Here is a 22,800-nt window from a genome sequence, read left to right as displayed (position 1 = left end):
ATTTTTCAATTTGATTATTCGCCAGCTTTGGCGGGGCTCGACACGAATTTCCGTGAGACACCGATGTCCACGGTCATCCGCGGGCGGTTCATTAAAATTCGTCACAATCTGGCAATCAGCGGCCAACCGTTTGGGCAAAAGCTGGGCACGTCTAAACCCGGCTTTTGTGGCGCGTGGTGCACCCTCCTTTTCCAGAAAGGGAGAGCTTGTGTACCAATGCCCGTATTCAAATATTTTACCGTCGTAGGATCGACGCTGTTCGTTTTTCTGTTTATTTCGAATGCTTATCTCACCGACGACGAGAGCAATTTGCGGTTTGACGGATCGCTGTACGCCAGCGCGCTCTACGCGCCTCGCGTGGAGGAAACCCGGACGACCGTGGAGCTTCGCTTTACCCGCGATGTCACGCCTGCCGTTCGCGTCAAGGAGGTGTTTGCCGTGTTCGTCCCCAACGAGCGACGACGCAACAAGCGTGATTCATAGCGCTGATGTGCCCGCGGTTGAAACCGGCGGGCACGCCAGACGGCAACCATCCGGTAACGTCGCCAGTTTCTAAACGCTGGATAATGCGGTCATATTGGAACGGGTCCGGGACCTCCGCCGTTATCTCCCGGTTTATCAATTTCGCTTCATTCCCGGCGTGAAACGTCCCCCAATCCCGTGCTTTCAGCTAGAATGAGCCGTCGTTTGGCACAGGTGGGGCGCGACCTCGCGCCGCAGACCAGGAGGGTTCGCCATGAGCTTCCGCCGCGATTTCATCAGCAAGCCGATCTTCTCCTGGGCACGTGGCGTATTGCCCGCGATGTCCGACACCGAGCGCGAGGCGCTCGAAGCCGGTGACGTCTGGTGGGACGCGGATCTCTTCACCGGCAATCCCGATTGGTCGAAGTTGCTGGCTGTTGCGCCGGCGACGCTGACTGCGGAAGAACAGGCCTTCCTCAACGGCCCGGTCGACGAGCTCTGCGCCATGCTCGACGAATGGAAGATCAATTGGGAGTGGCGCGATCTGCCGCCGGAGGCGTGGGCCTTTATCAAGCGCCACAAATTCTTCGGCATGATCATCCCCAAGGAATTTGGCGGGCTCGGCTTCTCGCCCTATGCGCATTCGGAAGTGGTGCGAAAACTTTCCTCGCGCTCGCTGACCGCGGCCGTCACCGTAATGGTGCCGAACTCGCTCGGGCCCGGCGAACTCTTGATGCGCTTCGGCACCAGGGAACAGCAAAAGAGGTGGCTGCCGCGGCTTGCCGAAGGCGCCGACATTCCCTGCTTCGGCCTGACCAGCCCGGAAGCCGGCTCCGATGCGGCGTCGATGGTCGACACCGGCATCATCTGCAAGGGCAATTTCGAAGGCCGCGAAGTGCTGGGCTTGAGGCTGAACTGGCACAAGCGCTACATCACGCTGGGGCCGGTCGCGACGCTGCTCGGTCTCGCCTTCAAGGCCTATGATCCCGATCATCTCGCGGGAGATCAGGAAGAGCTCGGCATTACCGTGGCCCTGATCCCGACCCATCTGCCCGGCGTCGAGATCGGTCGCAGGCATCTGCCGGCGATGCAGGTGTTCCAGAACGGCCCGAACTGGGGTCACGACGTGTTCATCCCGATGGACTACATCATCGGTGGACAAGAACGCCTCGGGCAGGGCTGGAAGATGCTGATGACGGCGCTCGCCGCCGGCCGCGGCATCTCGCTGCCGTCACTGTCGGCCGCAGGCGCCGCCTATGCGGCGCGCACGTCAGGCGCTTATGCCCGCGTCCGCGAACAATTCGGCATTTCCATCGGCAAGTTCGAAGGCATCGAGGAGCCGCTCGCGCGCATCGCCGGCACGGCCTATCTGCTCGACGCCGCGCGGCGGCTGACCTGTGCTGCGCTCAATCAGGGTCATCATCCTGCGGTCATCTCCGGCATCATGAAGCTGCATGCCACCGAGCGGATGCGGATCGCGATCGATGACGCCATGGACATCCATGGCGGCAAGGCCGTAATCGACGGACCGCAAAACTATCTCGGCAATCTCTATCGTTCGGTGCCAGTCGGCATCACCGTGGAAGGCGCCAATATCCTGACCCGCAATCTGATCGTGTTCGGGCAGGGCGCAATCCGCGCGCATCCCTATCTGCTCGACGAGATGAACGCGCTTGGCGAAGCCGATCGCGTCAGGGGACTCGACGCCTTCGACAAGGCGTTCTGGAATCACGTCGGCCACAGTTTTAAAACCATGTTCCGCGCCTGGGGCCGGAGCTGGAGCGGCGGCTTGTTTGCACCTGCGCCCGATGCCGGAGAAGCAACGCGGTTCTATCGCCAGCTTTCGCGTTACTCGTCAGCGTTCGCGCTGTGCGCCGACATGGCGCTGTTGACACTGGGCGGCGTGCTCAAGCGCAAGGAAATGCTCTCCGCCCGGTTCGGCGATATTCTTTCCGAACTCTATCTGTTGTCGGCGGCGCTGAAACGCTGGCAGGACGAGGGACGGCAGCAGGCCGATTTCGCCGCGCTCGAATGGTGCATGGCCAGCGGCTTCAAGACCATCGAGAACCGCTTTGCCGAAATTCTCGCCAACCTGCCAAACCGGTTCGTGGCAATCATCCTGAAATTCCTGATCCAGCCGTTCGGCGCAAAGGTGACCGGCCCGTCCGACCGCGTCGTGCATCAATGCGCGCAGCTCGTGCTGGAGCCGTCGGCGGCACGCGACCGGTTGACGTCGGATCTTTCCGCGGTTGACGATGATGGCGGTATCGCACGGCTGGAAAAGGCATTCTTGCTGGTCACCGCGGCGGAGGAGATTTCCAGACAGATGCGCGCCGCACGCTTGCATGACTGGAAAGAGGCGGTCAAGAAGGGCGTCATTACGCAGGCCGATGGCGAGAAGCTGCAGGCCGCACAAGAGGCCGTTGCGAAGGTGATCGAGGTCGACGATTTCGCAGCCGAAGCGTTGTCGCCGATTTACAGGAAAGGCGCCGACGTACATCAATTCTTCCAGGAACTGGGTGAGCAGAGGGCAGCGAGCTGATGGCGCGACCGGTCTTTATCGTTGACGGCAGCCGGACGCCGTTCCTGAAAGCGCGCTCCGGTCCCGGCCCGTTCACCCCGGTCGATCTCGCTGTGCAGTGTGGCCGGCCGCTATTGGCGCGGCAGCCTTTTGCGCCCAACACTTTCGATCAGGTCATCCTCGGCTGCGTCAACGTCATTGCCGACGAGATGAACCCGGCCCGCGTCGCCGCGCTGCGACTCGGCATGGGCGAGAAGATGGTCGCCTTCACCGTGCAGATCAATTGCGGCTCCGGCATGCAGTCGATCGACACGGCTTACCGCTACATCCGCGAAGGCGCCTCAGACCTTATTCTTGCGGGGGGCGCCGAGGCGCTAAGCCACGCGCCGCTGGTGTGGCCGCAACAGGGTGTGCGCTGGTTTGCGGGCCTTGCGGGAGCCAAGGGCATCGGCGCGAAAATCATGGCGGCGCTGAAGGTGAAGCCGAGCTATTTCAAGCCGATCATCGGGCTTGAGCGCGGGCTCACCGATCCCATTACCGAACTCAACATGGGCCAGACCGCCGAAGCGGTCGGGCATCTCTTCGGCGTCACCCGCGCGCAGTCGGATGCCTATGCCGCCGAAAGCCACAAGCGGCTGGCGAAAGCGCAGTCCGAAGGCTGGCTCAAGGGCGAGGTCGAGACCGCATTTGCGCGCGATGGAAAATTCTATGATCACGATGATGGCGTGCGGCCGGATTCGACGCCAGAGTCGCTTGCAAAGTTGAAACCGGTGTTCGAGCGGCCCTGGGGCAAGGTCACCGCTGGCAATTCCTCGCAAATCACCGACGGCGCGTCCTGGGTGATCCTCGCGTCCGAAGAGGCCGTCGCCAGGCATGGCCTGACGCCGAAGGCGGTCATTCTCGACAGCCAGTGGTCGGCGCTTGATCCCGGCATCATGGGCCTGGGCCCGGTGTTGTCGGCAACGGAGCTGTTGAAGCGCAATGAACTGACGCTTTCCGACATCGAGACCTGGGAATTGAACGAGGCGTTTGCGACGCAGGTGCTGGGCTGTCTCGCTGCCTGGAACGATGAAAAATTCTGCAAGGAGATTCTCGGCCTCGATGGTGCGGCCGGCGAACTCGACCAGAGCAAGCTGAATGTCGATGGCGGCGCGATCAGCCTCGGCCATCCGGTGGGCTGCAGCGGAAACCGTATCGTGCTGCACCTCGTCAATGCCATGAAGCGATTGGGCACACGGCGCGGCATCGCCACCGAATGTATCGGCGGCGGGCAGGGCGGCGCGATGCTGATAGAGACGGTGTGATCATGGATTCACAGATCATGAACGTTCTCGGCGATCGCGTGCTCGAACTAGGGCCGAAGCCCAATGCCGATGGGCCATACAAGAATTTCAAGCTGACCCGCGACAGCGATGGCGTCGCTTGGCTGTTGTTCGACCGCGAAGGCACCAGCGCTAATACACTTTCGGCAGACCTGATCGAGGAACTCGACAAGGTGCTGGCGGAGCTGGAAAGCCACCGCCCCACCGGCCTCGTCATCCGTTCCGCCAAGAAGTCCGGCTTCATTGCCGGCGCCGACGTCAATGCGTTTCGCGGCGCGACCGATGTGGGCGCCGTCGAGACCGAGATCGGCCGCGCGCATGCGGTGATCGACCGGCTTGAGGCCCTGCGGGTTCCGAGCGTAGCCGTGATCCATGGCTTCTGCCTCGGCGGTGGCTTAGAGGTGGCACTGGCCTGCCAGATGCGGATTGCGATCGAGGACGCGCGGTTCGGTTTCCCCGAAGTGATGCTCGGCCTGCATCCCGGCCTCGGCGGTACCGTGCGTTTCACGCAGCTCGTCAATCCGATGCAGGCGATGCCGCTGATGCTTACCGGCAAGACCATCGATGCGCGGAAAGCGAAATCGCTCGGGCTGGTGGATGCCGTGACGCAGGAGCGGCATGTTCGCAATGCCGTGAAGGACGCCGTATCCGGTCGGCTGAAGCGCGCGCGGCCCGGGCTGCTCAACAATATTTTCAGCCTCGGTCCCATCAGGGGCTTCCTCGCCGGGCGGATGCGTAGCGAGGCCGCCAAGGCCGCGCCGGAAGCGCATTACCCCGCGCCTTACGCGCTGATCGATCTCTGGGAAAAGCACGGCGGCGACAAGCTGAAGATGCTGAGCGCGGAGAAGGCGTCGTTTGCCAAGCTGATGGTGACGCCGACCGCGCAGAACCTGATCCGCGTCTTCTTCCTGCGCGAACAGATGAAGAAGCTCGCGGGCAGCGGCAACAAGATCGAGCACGTCCACGTCATCGGCGCGGGCGCGATGGGCGGTGACATTGCCGCCTGGTGCGCCGGCCAGAACCTGCGGGTGACGCTCGCCGACATGAAGCCGGAGCCGATTGCGGGAGCGATCAAGCGTGCCGCCGATCTCTACGGCAAGATCCTGCGCAAGCGTACCGCCGTGCGCGATGCGCTCGACCGGCTGATGCCGGACATGCAGGCCGAGGGCGTCCGCAATGCCGATCTCATTATCGAAGCCGTTCCGGAAAAGCTGGAGCTGAAGCAGAAAGTCTATGCCGGCCTCGAGCCTGTCATGAAGCCGGGCGCGATTCTCGCCACCAACACGTCGAGCATTCCGCTGCAGGATCTGCGCACCTCGCTCTCGAGGCCCGAGCGGTTGCTCGGACTACATTTCTTCAACCCGGTATCGCGGCTGCAACTCGTCGAGGTCGTCAGCCATGACGGCACGGATGCGCAATTGCTGAAGGAGGCGCTCGCCTTTGTCGGCGCCATAGACCGACTGCCGCTGACCGTAAAATCGTCGCCAGGCTTTCTCGTCAACCGTGCGCTGACGCCCTACATGCTGGAAGCGATGGTGATGCTGGACGAGAAGATCGACAAGACGGTCATCGACGCCGCCGCCAAGAAGTTCGGCATGCCGATGGGGCCGATCGAGCTCGCCGACCAGGTAGGCCTCGATATCTGCCTCGATGTCGGCGATATGCTGCGTTCGAAGTTCGGCGACATGCTGCCGCCAACGCCGGCGTGGCTGCGCGACAAGGTCGCCAAGGGCGAACTCGGCCGCAAGACCGGCAAGGGCTTTTACACCTGGAAGGACGGCAAGGCCGACACCGGCGGCATGTCCGTGATCTCGGAACCGTCGGCAGAGATGATCGACCGGCTGATCCTGCCAATGTCGAATGTCTGCGTCGCCTGTCTGCGCGAAGGGATCGTCGATAATGCCGACGTGGTCGACGGCGCCGTCATCTTCGGCACCGGCTATGCGCCGTTCCGCGGTGGCCCCTTGAACTATGCGCGAACCCGCGGCGTGGAGAATGTGGTCTCGACGCTGGATGCCCTGACCGACAAGTTCGGCGGCAGGTTTACGCCGGATGCCGGCTGGGAGAATTTCAAGTGACGGAGACGCATGTGCACGCGCCGCCCACGACCGAGACCGAGCCGCGCGGCGATCTCTGTATCCGCACGCTGGCGATGCCGGCCGACACCAACGCCAATGGCGACATCTTCGGCGGCTGGCTCTTGAGCCAGATGGATATCGGCGGCGGCGTGTTCGCTTCCAAGATCGCGAAATCCCGCACCGTGACCGTCGCGATCGAGGCGATGAACTTTCGCAAGGCCGTTTATGTCGGCGATCTCGTCTCCGTTTACGGCCATCTGGTGCGGGTCGGACGCACCTCGATTACCGTTCACCTCGAAGCCTGGGTCGTGCGCCGCCAGGAGTTACAGTCGATCCTCGTGACCGACGGCAACTTCACCTACGTCTCGATCGACGATAACGGCCGTCCGCAGCCGGTCAGCCCGGACGGCGTGGTCAAGGCGTGATCCTTATGGGCAGGGACGCTCGTAGCCGTCACGGCCGATGAACGTGCCGCGGCGCGGATCATAGGAGCGGTAGCGCGTGCAGGCCGGCGCATCATAGACCGGCGCCGGGGCGTATTGCGCCTGGACACCGCAATAGCGCGGCGAAACTTCCTGCCAACCGCCGGGCTGCTCCACGTAGCAGCCGCCCTGATAATAGCGATAGCCGCCGGGCCGCGGCTCGCCCTGGGCACCGATCGCGGCTCCCGTCGTAGCCCCCACGATCGCGCCAACCGCTGCACCCCGGCCGCCACCGATTACGCCGCCGAGAATGGCGCCCGCAGCGCCACCGAACAGCGCGCCCCCGAGCGTGCTTTCCTGCGCCGCCGCCTCCTGGAGCGGTGCGCAAACCGCCAGGGCAACCAGCATCGAGAGCGCGAATTTCGGCATCATGTCAGTTCTCCGGCCATTTGGACGATTCGCTAGCGATTCCGCTACCAGCTTTGACATAGGTTGGCCTTGCGGCGCAACGGTGGGGCGAGGAACAATTCGCCGTGCAACCCGTTGTAAGCCCGGAAGAAATCACAGGTTGGGCCATGTCGGACACCTATATCATCGAAGTCGGCTCGCAGCCGGCAGGGATTATCGTTCGTGCTCCCGGCGGCTATCGGTTTTTTGCCGCCTCGCACCGCTTCAACCGGCTGGAAGGGCAGATATTCCGCAACGCCCGCGAGGCCGAGCGCGCGGCGCGCCGGCTCGCCAGCGGCATGGAGCTGGCGGCGTAACCGCCAGCCCCCGTCTTTTAGCGGTCAGAGCTTGGTGGCCGACCGCGACAGCAGTTTCCAGTCCGAGCCCTGTTTCTGCCAGTTCATCAGGATGGCAAGGTTCTGCGGAACCTTCTTGCCGTCGGCCGCAAATTCCTGCTCGCCAACAAAGTTGAAGCGCACGATGGCGGCCGGACCGACGACACGGACCGTGGGGTTCTTGTATTCAAGCGACGTCCATTTGTATTTCGCATTCTTGACGCCCGCCAGCAGTGCCGCCTTGTCGTCGATAGCTCCGCTGGAGTGGCTGTAGCTGAGTTCTTCCGCGCAGAGCGGGGCGATCCCCTCGGCATCGCCAGCCGCCTGTGCCGCACGGAAGGTTTCGACGTTCTTCGCAATGGCATCTTCGTCCGCTCCGGCAAAAGCCGGGACGACGCTCATGAGCCCAATCCCCAGCCCAAGTGCGAGTACGGGCAAGGCAAGCCGACGGCGATCGATGTTCATGGTTTCCTCCATTTTGTTTCTGGTTGTGATCACAGTGTTGCAGCCACAAATTGCTTTGTCGAGCGGCCGCGCGCATGGAGCGGGCCGCATGGCTTCCGGCGCGTCGCCTTAACCAGGATTTGTTGTTTCGCCCCGCCAAATGCCTTTGCGGCCGCTCTCCGTCGTTGACCGCGGCACCAATCAGCCGCACCATAAAGGCAACTTTGTGCCCCAGGTCCATATCTCAGGTCCATATCTCAAGGGTGCCAGCCGTGGCCGGACTGTCCCACCGTCAGACTGAAATCCTCAACATCGCTCGCGCCTTTGGCCGGGTGATGGTGGAAGACCTCGCCAAGCGTTTCGAGGTTTCGGCGCAGACCATCCGCAAGGACCTCAACGACCTCTGCGACCAGCGCTCGCTGACCCGAATCCATGGCGGCGCCATCATCGCCTCCGGCGTCGAAAACCTCGCCTATGAGGCGCGGCGCTTCGTGGCGGCGGAGGAGAAGCGGGCGATCGGCATTGCCGCGGCGTCGCGGATTCCGAACGGCTGCTCGCTGTTCATCAATATCGGCACCACGACGGAAGAAGTCGCAAGCGCGCTGACCTCGCATGAGGACCTGCTCGTCATCACCAACAACCTCAACGTCGCGATGCTCTTGTATCGGCATCCGCGCATCGAGGTGATCGTGGCGGGCGGTGCGGTGCGCCGTGCCGACGGCGCCGTGATCGGCTCGACCGCGATCAGCCTGATCGGCCAGTTCAAGGTCGATTACGCCATCATCGGCGCATCCGCGATCGACGAGGAGGGCGCGCTGCTCGACTTCGACTATCGCGAGGTGCAGGCGGCGCAGGCAATCATCGCCAATGCGCGCAGCGTCATGCTGGTCGCGGACTCGACAAAGCTCCGGCGCAGCGCGCCGGTGCGCATCGCCCATCTCAGCCAGATCCAGACCTTTGTGACCGACGCGCCGCTGCCGGCGGGCCTTGCCAGTATCTGCAGCCATCGCGGCATCGAAGTGGTCGAGGCGATGGACAAGCCGGCGGTTGATATCGATGAGCCGGGCGAGCCGATTCCTCCTCCCGCCGCCGTGCGACTGCGATAGCGCTTCGGCCCTATCGCGTCGCCGAACGCCATCGCCGTTGTTTTTCGCGATTTCCGCAGCCTTTCATGCTGCACCATTGCCGGCGCCGGCCCTTGCTCGTGTCGAGGTAATAGACGTCGCAGTCTGAGGCGCCACATTTACGAATTCTTTTGCGATCCTCGTCAACGAGCAGACATTCGATAGCGAGCGAACAGGCATGCAGGGGAATTTCGCGCGCCAGCGCAGGAGACCAGCGGCGATTGGCCAATCCGGGCGACGGCGAGGACACCAGGGTCTGGGCCGCATGTGCCGCCTGGATCGCGGCGGATAGCGCATCGAGGTCGGGTTGCCGCGCGGGCCGCCCTGAATTTGCAGCAGCCAGCACATCATGAAGGTGCTCGCGAAGCTTGCGCGCGCGTTTCACGATACGGGAGCCGGAGCGGTTATCGAGCCGTTGCAGACGCGCGGCGGTCCGACGATCGAGCAATCCCGCCAGCGCCGCGAAGCGTATCAGGTCATGATGCGTTGCCAGGTTCTCGATCGGCGTGGGCGAGGGCCGCTCATCCACGGTGTTCACGAGGTCCAGAGCCGGATGCCCGCCGCTCCATTCGAACGGATTGGCGCGTTCTGCTTGCCTCACGTCGTTCTCCATCATAACCTGTAAAATATATCAAAAGGGTTATGAGTCGTCCATTCCTGGCGGGAGCCGATGATGGCGGATTTTGCCGTCCCAGGGCGCGCTGCTGCGGAATACATCCGCGGCGCACTCTATGGCCTCGCCGCCGTCAGCATCTGGTCCGGGTGGATCGTGGTGGCTCGCCTGGGCCTCAAGACCAGCCTCACGCCATGGGACATCGCTGCGCTTCGTTTCGGCGTGGCCGGTTTGCTCCTGCTGCCGTACGTCGCGAGCAAGGGCCTTGCTCTCGCGCGTCTCGGCTGGATTGGGCTGGCGGCGATCGTGCTCGGTGGCGGCGCCCCCGTCCTGTTCGCGAACGCAGGCCTGCTGTTCGCGCCAGCGGCGCATGCCGGCGCGCTGTTTCCCGGGGTCATGCCGCTGGCGGTCGCGCTGCTTGCCGCGGCGATCCTGCAAGAGCCGTTCACGGCTGCGAAAAAGATCGGCTTCGTGCTGATCCTGCTTGGCGTCTTCGGCATCGCCTGGGGTACCGGCAGCGCGATCGGGTCCGGGCAGTCGATCGGGCACGCGCTGTTTCTCGCGGCCGCCGTGGCGTGGGCCTGCTACACCGTCGCGATGCGTCGCGCGCGGCTCGATGGGCTGCACGCGGCGGGGATCGCCGCCGTCGGCGCCTTGTTTCTCTACATGCCCGCTTATTTGTTCGTGGAGGGTGCGAGTTTCGCAAGAGCCTCATGGAGCGATCTTGCGCTTCAAGCGTTCGTGCAGGGGCTTCTGACCGCAATCGCGTCGCTCGTCTTCTACGGGCGCGCAGTCAGCATCCTCGGCGCCTCGAGCGGGGCCGCGTTTGCCGCTCTGTCCCCGGCGATGACGGCTGTCATGGCAATCCCGATTCTCGGCGAGTGGCCGACGGCGACGGACTGGATTGCGATCATCGGGATTTCCGCAGGCGTTTACGTCGTGAGCGGAGGTCCGCTCCCACAACGGCGGACATGACCGCGTCGATCAATCAGCGGCCCTCACTTGCCAGCCCCTCTTTCGTCCTGCCTTCTTTCATCTTGCTTTCGTTTTTCTTTGTGATTAACTCCCATTCGAAAGTAAAATCGCCGAAGTGAAGAGGCGATCGCCGGGGAAGCGTTTCGTTGGACAGGGTATTCGACCTCGCCATCATCGGAGGCGGCATTAACGGCTGCGGTATCGCGCGCGACGCGGTGGGCCGGGGCAATTCCGTTTTCCTGTGTGAAATGAATGATTTGGCGAGCGGGACGTCGTCCTGGTCGACCAAGCTGGTGCATGGCGGGCTGCGCTATCTCGAATATTACGAGTTCCGGCTGGTCCGCGAGGCGCTGATCGAGCGCGAAATCCTCTGGCAGATCGCACCCCATATCATTCGCCCGCTGCGTTTCGTTTTGCCGCACCACTCCGGCTTGCGCCCGGCTTGGCTGCTCAGGCTAGGGTTGTTCCTGTACGACCATATCGGCGGCCGCCATCTGCTGCCGCCGACGCGCTCGGTCGATCTGGTCCATGACGAGGTGGGCAAACCCTTGATGGCCAACCGCTACACCAAGGGCTTTGAATATTCCGACTGCTTCGTCGACGACGCGCGCCTCGTCGTGCTCACCGCGCGTGACGCGGCCGATCGCGGCGCCGAAGTTCACACCCGCTCGCGCGCGGTTGAGATCCGTCAGGTCGACGGAATCTGGCAGGTCACCGTCGAGAACACGATCAGCGGAGAGCGCACGACCATCCAGGCCCGCGCGTTGGTCAACGCCGGCGGCCCCTGGGTCGAGCAGGTGCTGTCCACGGGCTCCGGCGTCAACGCGCGGGCCAAGGTGCGGCTGGTGCAGGGCTCCCACATCGTGGTGTGCAAGCTCTATGACCATGACCGCGCCTACATGTTCCAGAACGCCGACGGCCGCATCATCTTCGTCATTCCCTATCAGGACGATTTTACGCTGATCGGCACCACGGATCGCGATTACGACGGCGATCCGGCCAAGGTGAAAGCCAGCCCTGAGGAGATTCAATATCTCTGCGCCTCCGCCAGCGAGTACCTGAAGAAGCCGGTGCTGCCCGCCGATGTCGTCTGGACCTATTCCGGCGTGCGGCCGCTCTATGACGACGGCGCCAGCGAAGCGAAAGCTGCGACCCGCGATTATGTGTTCGAACTCGATACGCCCGGTGGCGCGCCGTTGCTGTCGATCTATGGCGGCAAGATCACGACCTATCGGCGCCTGGCGGAAGAAGCGCTGGAGCGGCTCGCGCCTTATCTGCGCAGCGCGAAAGAGAAGGAAGGTTGGACCGGCAAGGCGCCGCTGCCCGGCGGCGACATGGATGTTTCGGCGGTCGCCGCGCTGACGGCGGAACTGACGCGGGAATATCCGTTCCTCACCCCCGCGCATGCCAACCGGCTCGCGCATGCCTATGGCACGCGTGCGACAAAATTGCTCGGCAACGCGAAATCTTTTGCCGACCTCGGCCAGTCGTTCGGCGCCACCTTGACGGAGAGCGAAGTCAGGTACCTGATGTCGAACGAATGGGCCTGCACCGCCGATGACGTGGTATGGCGAAGGTCCAAGCTCGGATTGCGGCTGTCGCCAGATGAAATCGCCGCGCTCGACGAGTGGATCAAAGCCCATCGCGCCCCTGGCGAGCGTCCCTTGCGTGAAGCGGGAGGGCGGTCATGAGCGTCACGCTCGAACACGTCACGCGAACCGTGGACGGCATGGCGACCATTCGCGATGTCTCGCTGACGCTCGAGCGCGGCACGCTGAGCGTGCTGCTCGGACCGACGCTGTCGGGCAAGACCTCGATCATGCGGCTGCTCGCAGGTCTCGACCGGCCGACGACCGGCCGCGTGCTGGTCGAGGGCAAGGACGTCACAGGCTTCGACGTGCGGCAGCGCTCGGTCGCGATGGTCTATCAGCAATTCATCAATTACCCCTCGCTGACCGTCTACGAGAATATCGCCTCGCCCCTGCGGGTGCAGGGCAGGCCGCGCGAGGAAATCGACCGGCGCGTCCAGGAAGCCGCGAAACTCCTGCGGCTCGAGCCCTATCTGAAGCGCACGCCGCTGCAGCTTTCCGGTGGCCAGCAGCAGCGCACCGCGATCGCGCGTGCGCTCGTCAAGGGCGCCGACCTGGTGCTCCTGGATGAGCCGCTTGCCAACCTCGATTACAAGCTGCGCGAGGAGTTGCGCGCCGAACTGCCGCGCATCTTCGAAGCATCGGGCGCGATCTTCGTCTATGCGACGACCGAGCCTTCCGAGGCGCTTCTGCTCGGGGGCAATACCGTTTGCATGTGGGAAGGCAAGGTTCTGCAGGCCGGCGACACGTCAAAAGTCTATCGCCAGCCCGATACGCTGCGGGTGGCGCAGGTGTTCTCCGATCCGCCGCTCAACATCGTCGGTATCGAGAAGAAGAACGGGCAGGTCGCATATGCCGGCGGCATCCAGGCGCCGGCCACCGGCCTCTATGCATCGCTCGCCGACGGCCTCTATCGCGTCGGCTTCCGCGCCCATCAGCTCGAGGTGGCGAATGGCGTCGCTGGCCGCCACGCGTTTCACGCCACCGTCACCGTGACCGAGATCACCGGTTCTGAAAGTTTTGTGCATCTCAACCGCGGTGCCTCCAACTGGGTTGCAGTGCTGCCGGGCGTGCATGAATATGAGCCCGGCCATTTGCTCGATGCCGTGCTCGATCCCGACAATGTGTTCGTGTTCGACGCCGCCGACCGCCTGGTCGCCGCGCCGAACATAGCGTTTTCAAGCGAAGTGCGTAGCGGTTCGCGTGAAGAAAACGCGTCAAAAAATAAAAGCAATTGAGGGAGATGCGACATGGCCCGCATTGACCTCGTCGATCTCGCGCACTCCTACGGCGGCAATGACGCTCCGGAGGAATCATTTGCGCTGAAGCCGGTGACGATGACCTGGCGGCAGGGTGGCGCCTATGCACTGCTGGGGCCTTCCGGCTGCGGCAAGACCACGCTGCTCAACCTGATCTCCGGTATTGTCGCGCCCTCGCGCGGAAAAATCCTGTTCGACGGCGCCGACATCACACCGCTGTCAACCCAGAAGCGCAATATCGCGCAGGTGTTCCAGTTTCCGGTGATCTACGACACCATGACGGTCGGGCAGAACCTTGCATTCCCCCTGAAGAACCGCGGCGTGCCGAAGGCCGAGGTCGACGCGCGGGTGAAGGAGATCGCCGACCTGCTTGATCTCACGCCCTGGCTCGGCCGCAAGGCGACGCGCCTGACGGCGGACGCCAAGCAGAAGATTTCGCTGGGCCGCGGCCTGGTTCGCTCCGACGTCGCGGCAGTATTGTTCGACGAGCCGCTGACGGTGATCGATCCCGAGTTGAAATGGCAGTTGCGCTCAAAACTCAAGGCGCTGCATCGCGAGCTCGATCTCACGATGATCTACGTCACCCATGACCAGACCGAGGCGCTGACTTTTGCCGACACCGTCGTCGTCATGCATGACGGCCGCGTGGTGCAGAGCGGGACGCCGGCAGAACTGTTCGACAAGCCCGCGCATACTTTTGTCGGCTATTTTATCGGGTCGCCCGGCATGAACATCGTGCCGGCCGCGGTGAGCGGACGCGAGGCGCGTGTCGACGGCCATACCATCGGCCTGCACCGCAATTACGGTGTGCTTCCGGCGGGTGCGAAAATCGAGATCGGCGTACGGCCGGAATTCCTCCATGTCGCGGCGCCCGCGTCCGGGCTGTTGTCGGCCACGATCGAGCGCATCGACGATCTCGGCCGCGTCCGCTTCGCCCGCGTTCGCGTCGGCGACGCAAAGTTTTCCGCCCGGGTGCCTCCGGGATTTTCCGTTGCCGACAACATGGTCGGGCTCGTGTTCGATCCCGCCCATGTTCACGTCTATGCCGACAGCCGTCTGGTCGAGGGGGTAGCCTGATGGACAAGACCATCAACCAGAAGGCCTGGTTCCTGGTGCTGCCGGTATTCCTGGTGGTCGCGTTCTCCGCGGTCCTGCCGCTGATGACGGTCGTGAACTATTCGATGCAGGACACCTTCGGCAACAACCAGTTCTTCTGGAACGGCGTCGGCTGGTTCAAGGAATTGCTCGATCCCTCGACCGATCTCGGCGGGCGCTTTTTGGCCTCGCTCGGCCGCAACCTGCTGTTCTCCGCCATCATCCTGGCGATCGAGGTGCCGCTCGGCATCGTGGTGGCGCTGTCGATGCCGCGTGAGGGCTGGACGGTTGCCGTATGCCTCGTGATCCTGGCGTTGCCGCTGCTGATCCCGTGGAACGTGGTCGGAACGATCTGGCAAATTTTCGGCCGGCCCGACATCGGCCTGCTCGGCTATACGCTCAACAGCCTCGGCATCGACTACAATTACGTCTCCAACGAGTTCGACGCCTGGGCCACCGTCATCGTGATGGACGTCTGGCACTGGACCAGCCTCGTCGCGCTGCTCTGCTACGCCGGCTTGAAGTCAATCCCCGACGCCTATTACCAGGCGGCGCAGATCGACGGCGCCTCGCGCTGGGCGGTGTTCAAGGCGATACAACTGCCGAAAATGAACCGCGTGCTGCTGATTGCGGTGCTGCTGCGCTTCATGGACAGTTTCATGATCTACACCGAGCCGTTCGTGGTGACCGGCGGCGGCCCCGGCAATTCGACTACCTTCGTCTCGATCGAGCTGGTCAAGATCGCGCTCGGGCAGTTCGACCTCGGCAAGGCCGCAGCACTTTCGCTGGTCTACAATCTGATCATCCTGATCGTGTGCTGGATCTTCTACACCGTGATGACCAACGCCGGGACCGAGCGCCCCGCCAAGCAGGGGAGCGTGTGATGAATTCGATTCCCGGCCGCCGCATCATCATGGTGTCGTTCCTGATCTTTCTGCTGTTGCCGATCTACTGGCTCGTCAACATGAGCTTCAAGACCAATGCCGAGATCGTCACCACCATGACGCTGTGGCCGCACCAGCCGACGCTGGAGAACTACAAGCGCATCTTCACCGACGAGAGCTGGTATTCCGGCTACATCAACTCGCTGACCTATGTTCTGATCAATACCGTGATATCGATCGCGGTGGCGTTGCCGGCGGCCTACGCCTTCTCGCGCTACCGCTTCCTCGGCGACAAGCATTTGTTCTTCTGGCTGCTGTCGAACCGGATGGCGCCGGCGGCGGTGTTTGCGCTGCCGTTCTTCAATCTTTATTCGGCGATCAACCTGTTCGACACGCCATGGGCGGTCGCGCTGGCGCATTGCATCTTCAACGTACCGCTGGCGGTCTGGATACTCGAGGGCTTCGTCTCCGGCGTGCCGCGCGAGATCGACGAGACCGCGTTCCTCGACGGCTATTCGTTCCCGCGCTTCTTCGTCAAGATCCTGGTGCCCCTGATCGCGAGCGGCATCGGCGTCGCCGCGTTCTTCTGCTTCATGTTCTCCTGGGTCGAATTGCTGCTGGCGCGCACATTGACCTCGGTCAACGCCAAGCCGATCTCGGCCATCATGACCCGCACGGTCTCGGCCGCCGGCATGGACTGGGGATTGCTGGCTGCCGCCGGCGTGCTCACCATCATCCCCGGCGCATTGGTGATCTGGTTCGTCCGCAACTACATCGCGCGCGGTTTCGCGCTGGGACGGGTGTAGCCATGGAACACATCGCATGGATGGCCTGGACGCTGCCGACCGCGATCTTCTTCGTGATGCTGGCGCTGACGCTCGGTACAATGACATGGCTTGCGCTCGCCTATCCCGAAGCCGAGCGCGTCGGCGTGCTGCGGATTCCGACCACACGCGGCGACCGCCTGTTCATTTCGCTGGTGCTCGCCGCCGTCATTCATTTGCTGTGGATCGCCTTTGTCGGGATCGACCCGCTTCTGACGCTTCCGATCGGAGAGGGCGTTGAAGTATCGAGCCTGTGGCTCGCAACCGTGATTTCGCTCGTCTCGGCCGTTGCGATTTTTCGCACCGTCTGAACAGCGGAAAAAGACAGATCCGGGATCAACCCGGGCCTGAGTTTGTGTTTGTCGCTGCAACCGGAGGATCCAACATGCGACGCTTGAGAGGAAGAAACGGTCCCTTGACCAAGGAGAGCTTTCTGACGATGACCAGCGCGGCTGCGCTGATCGCGGCTACCGTTACGATTGCCGCACCCGCTCGTGCGGACGACGCCGTCAATCAAAGGTGGATCGACAGCGAATTCCAGCCCTCGACCTTGTCGAAGGCCGACCAGTTGAAGGAGCTGCAGTGGTTCGAAAAGGCCGCAGCGCCGTTCAAGGGAATGGAGATCAACGTCGTGTCGGAAACGATCACGACGCACGAGTATGAATCGCGGACGCTGGCGAAGGCCTTCACCGAGATCACCGGCATCAAGGTCAAGCACGACCTGATCCAGGAAGGTGACGTCGTTGAAAAGCTGCAGACCCAGATGCAGTCCGGCAAGAACGTCTATGACGGCTGGATCAACGATAGCGACCTGATCGGAACGCACTTCCGCTACGGCCAGACCGTGATCCTGTCGGATTACATGACCGGCGAGGGCAAGGACGTCACCAACCCGCAGCTCGACGTCAATGACTTCATCGGCAAATCATTCACCACGGGCCCGGACGGCAAGCTCTACCAGCTTCCCGACCAGCAGTTCGCGAACCTCTATTGGTTCCGCTACGACTGGTTCACCAATCCCGAGTACAAGTCCAAGTTCAAGGCCAAGTATGGCTACGAGCTCGGCGTTCCCGTGAACTGGTCGGCCTACGAAGACATCGCCGAGTTCTTCACCAACGACATCAAGGAGATCAACGGCGTCAAGGTCTATGGCCACATGGACTACGGCAAGAAGGATCCCTCGCTTGGCTGGCGGTTCACCGACGCCTGGCTGTCGATGGCCGGTAACGGCGACAAGGGTATCCCGAACGGCCTGCCGGTCGACGAATGGGGCATCCGCATGGAAGGCTGCCGTCCCGTCGGTTCATCCGTCGAGCGCGGCGGTGACACCAACGGTCCGGCCGCGGTCTATTCGATCACCAAGTACCTCGACTGGATGAAGAAGTACGCCCCGCCGCAGGCGCAAGGCATGACCTTCTCCGAATCGGGACCGGTGCCGGCACAAGGTGCGATCGCGCAGCAGATCTTCTGGTACACCGCGTTCACCGCCGACATGGTGAAGCCCGGTATCCCGGTCGTGAACGCGGACGGCACGCCGAAGTGGCGTATGGCGCCGTCGCCGCACGGCTCGTACTGGAAAGAGGGCATGAAGCTCGGCTACCAGGACGCCGGCTCCGCCACGCTCCTGAAGTCGACCCCGCCCGATCGCCGCAAGGCGGCCTGGCTCTATCTGCAGTTCATCAACGCCAAGACGGTGTCCTTGAAGAAGAGCCATGTCGGCCTCACCTTCGTTCGTGAGTCCGATATCTGGGACAAGTCGTTCACCGAGCGCGCGCCGAAGCTCGGCGGCCTGATCGAGTTCTACCGTTCGCCCGCGCGCGTGCAGTGGACCCCGACCGGCAACAACGTGCCTGACTATCCGAAGCTCGCGCAATTGTGGTGGCAGAACATCGGCGATGCGTCGTCGGGAGCGAAGACGCCACAGGCGGCGATGGATGCGCTGGCAGCAGCCCAGGACTCGGTGCTCGAACGTCTCGAGAAGTCCGGCGTGCAGGGCGCCTGCGGGCCGAAGCTGAACAAGAAGGAGACGGCCGAGTTCTGGTTCGCCAAGGCGGAGAAGGACAAGACCATCGCGCCGGCCCGCAAGCTGGCGAACGAGAAGCCGAAGGGCGAGACCGTCGACTACGACGCGCTGATCAAGTCGTGGCCGGCCACTCCCCCGAAGCGCGCCGAGGCGAAGTGAGCTTCGCAAATTACGAGTGATGCAAACAAGCGAAAGGCCGGGAGCGATCCCGGCCTTTTTCTTTTCGTCATTCCGGGGCTCGCGAAGCGAGAGCCCGGAATCCATCGTGCGACAGGTTATGCGGCCGGATGGATTCCGGGCCTGCGCCCAAGAGGGCGCATCCCGGAATGACGGTGAGGCTCTACTCTGCCGCTTGCGCCGCTCCCAGCGTCGGGTAATCGGTGTAGCCCTTCGCGCCGCCGCCGTAGAACGTCGCCTTGTCCCACTCGTTCAGCGGTGCACCCTTCTTCAACCTCTCGACCAGATCCGGGTTCGAGATAAACGGTTTTCCGAACGCGATCAGATCCGCCGCGCCGGCCTCGAGCACTTTCGTCGCGAGATCGAAATCATAGCCGTTGTTGGCGACATAGGCGCCGCCAAAGCGCTTGCGCAAGGATGCGTAGTCGAACGGCGCGATGTCGCGCGGGCCGCCGGTCGCGCCTTCGATGACGTGGATGTAGGTCAGCTTCAGCGCGTTGAGCCCATCCACGATGTGATCGAACAGCGGCTGCGGGTTGCTGTCGGAGACGTCGTTGGCCGGCGTCACCGGCGAGATGCGGATGCCGGTGCGCTCGGGGCCGGCCACCGCGGCGACGACCTTGGAGACTTCCAGCATCAGTTTGGCGCGGTTCTCGATCGAACCACCATAGGCATCGGTGCGCTTGTTGGTGCCGTCCTTGGCGAACTGGTCAAGCAGATAGCCGTTGGCGCCGTGGATCTCGACGCCGTCGAAACCGGCCACCAGCGCATTCTCGGTGCCGCGCTTGAAATCCTCGATGATCCCTGGAATCTCCGAAAGCTCCAGCGCGCGCGGCTCGGAGATTTCGGTGAAGATGCCGTTGACAAACGTCTTGCCCTTGGCGCGGATCGCGGAGGGCGCCACCGGCTTGCCGCCACCGGGCTGCAACGTGTCGTGCGAGATGCGGCCGACATGCCAGATCTGGATGAAGATGCGCCCGCCTTCTTCGTGCACGCGGTCGGTGACCTTGCGCCAGCCTTCGACCTGCGCCTTCGAATAGATGCCGGGCGTATCCTGATAGCCCTGGCCCTGCTGCGAAACCTGGCTGGCTTCGGTGATCAGGAGGCCTGCGGAGGCGCGCTGCCCATAATAGTCCACCGCCAGCGGGCTCGGCACCATGCCAGGCGGCACCGCGCGGTTGCGGGTCAGCGGCGCCATCGCGAAGCGATTGGGAAGCGTTATCGGGCCAAGCTGGAAGGGCTCGAATAGTTTGGATTGGCTCATGTCGGGGATGTTCCGGGTCAATGATGATAGGGGACAGTTGGGCATTGCGGGCAATTCTCGCAATCCCCGAAGCCATCCGGCTTGCGCAGACGAGCTGCGCTCGATCCCAGCCATGTGGGCGGTGTCGCGCCATGGCGTTCGCGCGCCGACGCAGGATGATCCATTCGAAATCGGGAGCGGCGCAGCATAGGGACCTCCCACCCGGTGCCTTGAGGGCCGAACGGCACTGTCAGCGCCCGATCGGATCGCCGGCGGCTGGCCGCCGCCGCCGGTTGGCGCGCCATGAGCTATTCCGCCGCAAATCCCATTCGCCTGTTGTCCCATTCCGCGACGGGCCCCGCGGCATCGACCTGCAGCAGTTCGAAGGTCAGGCATTCGCAACCGATGGCGCGCAGCACCTGGCTGGCGGCCTTCTGCGCGCTGTTGCTGAAGCTCTGGTGATCCATCTGGATTTCGAGGCGGGGCTTTCGGCTGCATACCGCCTTCACGACCGATTGCAGGCGGATGGATATCTCGTCCCGGTAGTTCTGTGTGCTTTCGAATGCTGCCCTGGGATCGACGATTTGAGTCCGGACGACATAGATCAGGTTGACCGCGATCCGGTCGGCGGAAACGGCGCCTTGCGCAAATCGAAACACCTCGGGACGCCTGTCGATCCGCGCCAGTTGGCGGCTGCCGGCGCGGATCCGGTGCCGGCCGGGTGTCAGGGCCTTTTCAAACCGGCCGTTCCGGTAAAGCAGGACGGTCTCAAACTGCTGCACACAGATCCGATCGAAGCCGAGCAGCGCCATGGCCCCCTTCCTGAACAGCGTCGAAATCCAGGCCCACGCGCCGGCGATCACGGCGATGACGATCAAGAAAAATGCTATTGACCCCAGAAGTTCACCCACGTTCTTCCCCTGCCACGGTTTTTATCTTTGTTGGCGACACCGCGATCCCAGCTATTCCTTGGATGATCGTACGTCGAAATTAAGTCATCCGCATTTCAACCAGAGCGGGTAAACAAAAAAATAAACCGGGCCCTGTCCGGCCATTTGAATTTTTAATGGGTCATTGCGACAGCCGATTGTTCGCCTTTGACCAAGCTCCCGGACGACGTCGTGCAGCCCGCTGCGTAGGATGGGTGGAGCGAAGCGATACCCATCAATGCCGGAGCATGTGGCGATGGGTTTCGCTTCGCTCTACCCATCCTACGATAGACACACATTCGCGATCTCGCGGCGCTGACCGTCCGAGTTTTGCATCTTCGTTTGCCCTCCCAGAAATCGGAGGGCGCAGGGAAGACCGGGTGCACGCTGCACCCGCGGTCTCGTGTGCAATTTGCGCGTAAGAACACGCACACGAGCATACAGGTACAGGCGGAACACTCCGGCCTTCCCTGCGCAATGGCTTTACGGCTTACTTCGTGCTCTCCCCGGCGAACGGCTTTCTTGCCACCGTCGCTGCACGAGGACGAACCCCGCGCAACTTAATGCCAGCACCGCGACATCAGGACCACACGACTTCACCGTACGCTTGAGCCACACACGTCAGTCGCAGCTCTTGCGTCCACCGCATCCCACCGCGCGTTCGTGACGATCGCGAGCCGCCCCTCTCATCGGGTGAGACGGCGGAGTTATGCGAGTGATTTGCCCGGCATGTTAAGCGGAATATTTTTGCAAAAGGGGCTGGACAGGTTTTGAGTGATTTGCCCGTCGTGTTGGTTTGTCGCACGACCTTGAGCCAGATTGCACTTGCGCGCGAGGCAAATCAGTCCGTAGAGCGCAGGACCGTAGGGTGGGCAAAGGCGCAAAAGCGCCGTGCCCACCAACTTGCGCCGTGCTCTTGATGGTGGGCACGCTTCGCTTTTCCCACCCTACAAAGTCACTGCGCTTGCTTGTGCCAACATCGAACAGCGGCGTCCTTGCGTCTAGCGCATTCCGAAATAGGATGGCGCGACGTCACGTGACGGGAGGTTCACGATGGCCGCCAACAAGGACAAGATCGACGACGCAGCGCTGGCTCTTCTCTACATAACGCTGCATGACGACAACCGGGCATGGAAAGGTATGGATTGGGATGTCCTCGGCCGCCTGCATGAAAAGGGGATGATCCACGATCCTGTCGGCAAGGTGAAGTCGGTGGTGTTCACCCCCGAGGGACTGGAGCGGGCGAAACTGTTCAAGGAGATGTTCGAGGAATAGCGCGGCGCCGCGTAGGGTAAGGCGTGGCGAAACCCACCGACTTTTCCGATTGCGAAGCGGCAAGCTGCGTTTCCGCCGCTGCGCTTCGCGCCACGTTGGACGGATCGATGACCCGCCCTGCGATTTCCGCTACTTTTTAAACCAAGTTTTTTCGCCCGTGAGGGGATTGATTCCAAATCTCGGCTGGTCATCCGGGTCGTCATCATCGTCGGGGTATTGCTCAGGAGCCTCGCCATTCGTTGCGACGACGCGCGGATAGCGGGTTTTGGCGCTCTTCTTTCCCACTTTGCGCAGGGTGACCCGGAAGAGCCAGTCGTCGCCATAGTCGAACAGAAACAGCATCGTGTGCCCAACTTCGGGGAAGGCCTGCGATATCCCGGTCTTCTTGACGCCGAGCACCCGTGGATCGGCATCGCCCATATCCGCGAACAGTTCGTATTTGGGAAATGTCTTGTGCATGCTGGCGGGAGTGAGCCCGGTATAGAAGCCGAAGGCATGATCGAAATTGAAATTAAACGAGGAGACGATGGCTTCGGCCAGCGCGTGCAGCGACTTTGCAGGGTCGATTTCGATGTCCCGATAGACCGACGCCCTGCCCTGGAGTGCCGCCCGAAAGATGAAGGTGTCCGTTCCGGCCATCGCGAACCTCATTTGCGCTTGCAACAACGCCAAGCAGAATAGACGCGGAAACGCGCTTTCCTCAAGCGCCGGAATTTGCAGGATGGCCTACTAGCCAACGGGTCGCGCGAGCGCGCGCAC

General features: G+C 62.7%; 21 protein-coding genes and 2 pseudogenes. 16 read left to right on the top strand and 7 right to left on the bottom strand.

The features are described from left to right. The first annotated feature begins 63 nt into the window (after window positions 1–63). From IVB05_RS35135 to IVB05_RS35115, 5 genes are all read left to right on the top strand, one after another. The gene (locus IVB05_RS35135; RefSeq protein ID WP_247780555.1) at window positions 64–483 is read left to right on the top strand and encodes a hypothetical protein; all 420 of its coding nucleotides are present in this window, start codon (window positions 64–66) and stop codon (window positions 481–483) included. 253 nt (window positions 484–736) lie between these two features. After that, window positions 737–3,004, top strand: a complete 2,268-nt coding sequence (locus IVB05_RS35130; protein WP_247780554.1) for an acyl-CoA dehydrogenase — start codon at window positions 737–739, stop codon at window positions 3,002–3,004. Beyond that, complete coding sequence (locus tag IVB05_RS35125) at window positions 3,004–4,287, top strand: acetyl-CoA C-acetyltransferase (protein ID WP_247780553.1); 1,284 nt, start codon at window positions 3,004–3,006, stop codon at window positions 4,285–4,287. The genes IVB05_RS35130 and IVB05_RS35125 overlap by 1 nt, the downstream gene beginning before the upstream one ends. A 2-nt stretch (window positions 4,288–4,289) precedes the next feature. After that, window positions 4,290–6,383, top strand: a complete 2,094-nt coding sequence (locus IVB05_RS35120) for a 3-hydroxyacyl-CoA dehydrogenase NAD-binding domain-containing protein (RefSeq protein ID WP_247780552.1) — start codon at window positions 4,290–4,292, stop codon at window positions 6,381–6,383. Beyond that, window positions 6,380–6,808 (top strand): acyl-CoA thioesterase, encoded by a 429-nt coding sequence (locus IVB05_RS35115; protein ID WP_247780551.1) that lies wholly within the window; start codon window positions 6,380–6,382, stop codon window positions 6,806–6,808. Before IVB05_RS35120 ends, IVB05_RS35115 begins: the two co-directional genes overlap by 4 nt. A 3-nt stretch (window positions 6,809–6,811) precedes the next feature. Here IVB05_RS35115 and IVB05_RS43605 read toward each other — a convergent pair. Both IVB05_RS43605 and IVB05_RS35105 read right to left on the bottom strand, forming a co-directional pair. Further along, a pseudogene (locus IVB05_RS43605) lies at window positions 6,812–6,875 on the bottom strand (BA14K family protein); the annotation flags it as partial. Between the two features lie 62 nt (window positions 6,876–6,937). Next, window positions 6,938–7,237 (bottom strand): annotated as a pseudogene (locus IVB05_RS35105) (YMGG-like glycine zipper-containing protein); the annotation flags it as partial. A 143-nt stretch (window positions 7,238–7,380) separates the two neighbouring features. Here IVB05_RS35105 and IVB05_RS35100 point away from each other — a divergent pair. Then, window positions 7,381–7,569 carry a hypothetical protein gene (locus IVB05_RS35100; RefSeq protein WP_247780550.1) on the top strand — a complete coding sequence of 63 codons (189 nt, stop codon included), beginning with the start codon at window positions 7,381–7,383 and terminating at the stop codon, window positions 7,567–7,569. A gap of 24 nt (window positions 7,570–7,593) precedes the next feature. Here IVB05_RS35100 and IVB05_RS35095 read toward each other — a convergent pair whose 3' ends face one another. Beyond that, the gene (locus IVB05_RS35095; protein ID WP_247780549.1) at window positions 7,594–8,052 is read right to left on the bottom strand and encodes a nuclear transport factor 2 family protein; all 459 of its coding nucleotides are present in this window, start codon (window positions 8,050–8,052) and stop codon (window positions 7,594–7,596) included. A 251-nt stretch (window positions 8,053–8,303) separates the two neighbouring features. Between IVB05_RS35095 and IVB05_RS35090 the strand changes: the two genes are divergently transcribed. Further along, window positions 8,304–9,137, top strand: coding sequence for a DeoR/GlpR family DNA-binding transcription regulator (locus IVB05_RS35090; RefSeq protein ID WP_247780548.1), 834 nt, complete (start codon window positions 8,304–8,306; stop codon window positions 9,135–9,137). 10 nt (window positions 9,138–9,147) lie between these two features. Here the strand turns inward: IVB05_RS35090 and IVB05_RS35085 are convergent, their stop codons facing one another. Then, on the bottom strand, window positions 9,148–9,756 hold the full coding sequence (locus tag IVB05_RS35085; protein WP_247780547.1) for an ABATE domain-containing protein: 609 nt from the start codon (window positions 9,754–9,756) through the stop codon (window positions 9,148–9,150). Window positions 9,757–9,828: 72 nt separating this feature from the next. On the opposite strand from IVB05_RS35085, the gene IVB05_RS35080 reads away from it, so the two are divergent. The 8 genes from IVB05_RS35080 (at window position 9,829) to IVB05_RS35045 (ending at window position 18,576) form a co-directional block, all read left to right on the top strand. Next, window positions 9,829–10,743 carry a DMT family transporter gene (locus tag IVB05_RS35080; RefSeq protein ID WP_247780546.1) on the top strand — a complete coding sequence of 305 codons (915 nt, stop codon included), beginning with the start codon at window positions 9,829–9,831 and terminating at the stop codon, window positions 10,741–10,743. Window positions 10,744–10,889: 146 nt separating this feature from the next. Then, window positions 10,890–12,434, top strand: coding sequence for a glycerol-3-phosphate dehydrogenase (gene glpD / locus IVB05_RS35075; protein WP_247780545.1), 1,545 nt, complete (start codon window positions 10,890–10,892; stop codon window positions 12,432–12,434). After that, window positions 12,431–13,570 carry an ABC transporter ATP-binding protein gene (locus tag IVB05_RS35070; RefSeq protein WP_247780544.1) on the top strand — a complete coding sequence of 380 codons (1,140 nt, stop codon included), beginning with the start codon at window positions 12,431–12,433 and terminating at the stop codon, window positions 13,568–13,570. The genes glpD and IVB05_RS35070 overlap by 4 nt, the downstream gene beginning before the upstream one ends. A 12-nt stretch (window positions 13,571–13,582) precedes the next feature. After that, a complete protein-coding gene (locus IVB05_RS35065; protein WP_247780543.1) occupies window positions 13,583–14,668 on the top strand; it encodes an ABC transporter ATP-binding protein in 1,086 nt (361 codons plus the stop codon). Continuing rightward, entirely contained in the window at window positions 14,668–15,570 is a 903-nt protein-coding gene (locus tag IVB05_RS35060; RefSeq protein WP_247780542.1) for a sugar ABC transporter permease, read from the top strand. Before IVB05_RS35065 ends, IVB05_RS35060 begins: the two co-directional genes overlap by 1 nt. Then, on the top strand, window positions 15,570–16,376 hold the full coding sequence (locus IVB05_RS35055) for a carbohydrate ABC transporter permease (RefSeq protein ID WP_247780541.1): 807 nt from the start codon (window positions 15,570–15,572) through the stop codon (window positions 16,374–16,376). The genes IVB05_RS35060 and IVB05_RS35055 overlap by 1 nt, the downstream gene beginning before the upstream one ends. 2 nt (window positions 16,377–16,378) lie before the next feature. Beyond that, on the top strand, window positions 16,379–16,705 hold the full coding sequence (locus IVB05_RS35050) for a DUF2160 domain-containing protein (RefSeq protein WP_247780540.1): 327 nt from the start codon (window positions 16,379–16,381) through the stop codon (window positions 16,703–16,705). 128 nt (window positions 16,706–16,833) lie between these two features. Continuing rightward, window positions 16,834–18,576 (top strand): ABC transporter substrate-binding protein, encoded by a 1,743-nt coding sequence (locus tag IVB05_RS35045; protein WP_247787241.1) that lies wholly within the window; start codon window positions 16,834–16,836, stop codon window positions 18,574–18,576. A 181-nt stretch (window positions 18,577–18,757) separates the two neighbouring features. On the opposite strand, the gene IVB05_RS35040 is transcribed toward IVB05_RS35045, so the two are convergent. Both IVB05_RS35040 and IVB05_RS35035 read right to left on the bottom strand, forming a co-directional pair. Further along, window positions 18,758–19,858: an alkene reductase gene (locus IVB05_RS35040; protein WP_247780539.1), complete on the bottom strand. Its 1,101-nt coding sequence runs from the start codon at window positions 19,856–19,858 to the stop codon at window positions 18,758–18,760. A gap of 287 nt (window positions 19,859–20,145) precedes the next feature. Next, entirely contained in the window at window positions 20,146–20,748 is a 603-nt protein-coding gene (locus IVB05_RS35035) for an SPFH domain-containing protein (RefSeq protein ID WP_247780538.1), read from the bottom strand. 1,071 nt (window positions 20,749–21,819) lie between these two features. Here IVB05_RS35035 and IVB05_RS35030 point away from each other — a divergent pair. Further along, window positions 21,820–22,041, top strand: coding sequence for a DUF6429 family protein (locus tag IVB05_RS35030; RefSeq protein WP_247780537.1), 222 nt, complete (start codon window positions 21,820–21,822; stop codon window positions 22,039–22,041). A 129-nt stretch (window positions 22,042–22,170) separates the two neighbouring features. On the opposite strand, the gene IVB05_RS35025 is transcribed toward IVB05_RS35030, so the two are convergent. Next, the gene (locus IVB05_RS35025) at window positions 22,171–22,680 is read right to left on the bottom strand and encodes a plasmid pRiA4b ORF-3 family protein (protein ID WP_247780536.1); all 510 of its coding nucleotides are present in this window, start codon (window positions 22,678–22,680) and stop codon (window positions 22,171–22,173) included. Window positions 22,681–22,800: the final 120 nt, after the last annotated feature.

The sequence above is a fragment of the Bradyrhizobium sp. 170 genome, assembly GCF_023101085.1.
Lineage (GTDB): Bacteria > Pseudomonadota > Alphaproteobacteria > Rhizobiales > Xanthobacteraceae > Bradyrhizobium.
This window is presented reverse-complemented; position numbering and strand designations above follow the sequence as displayed.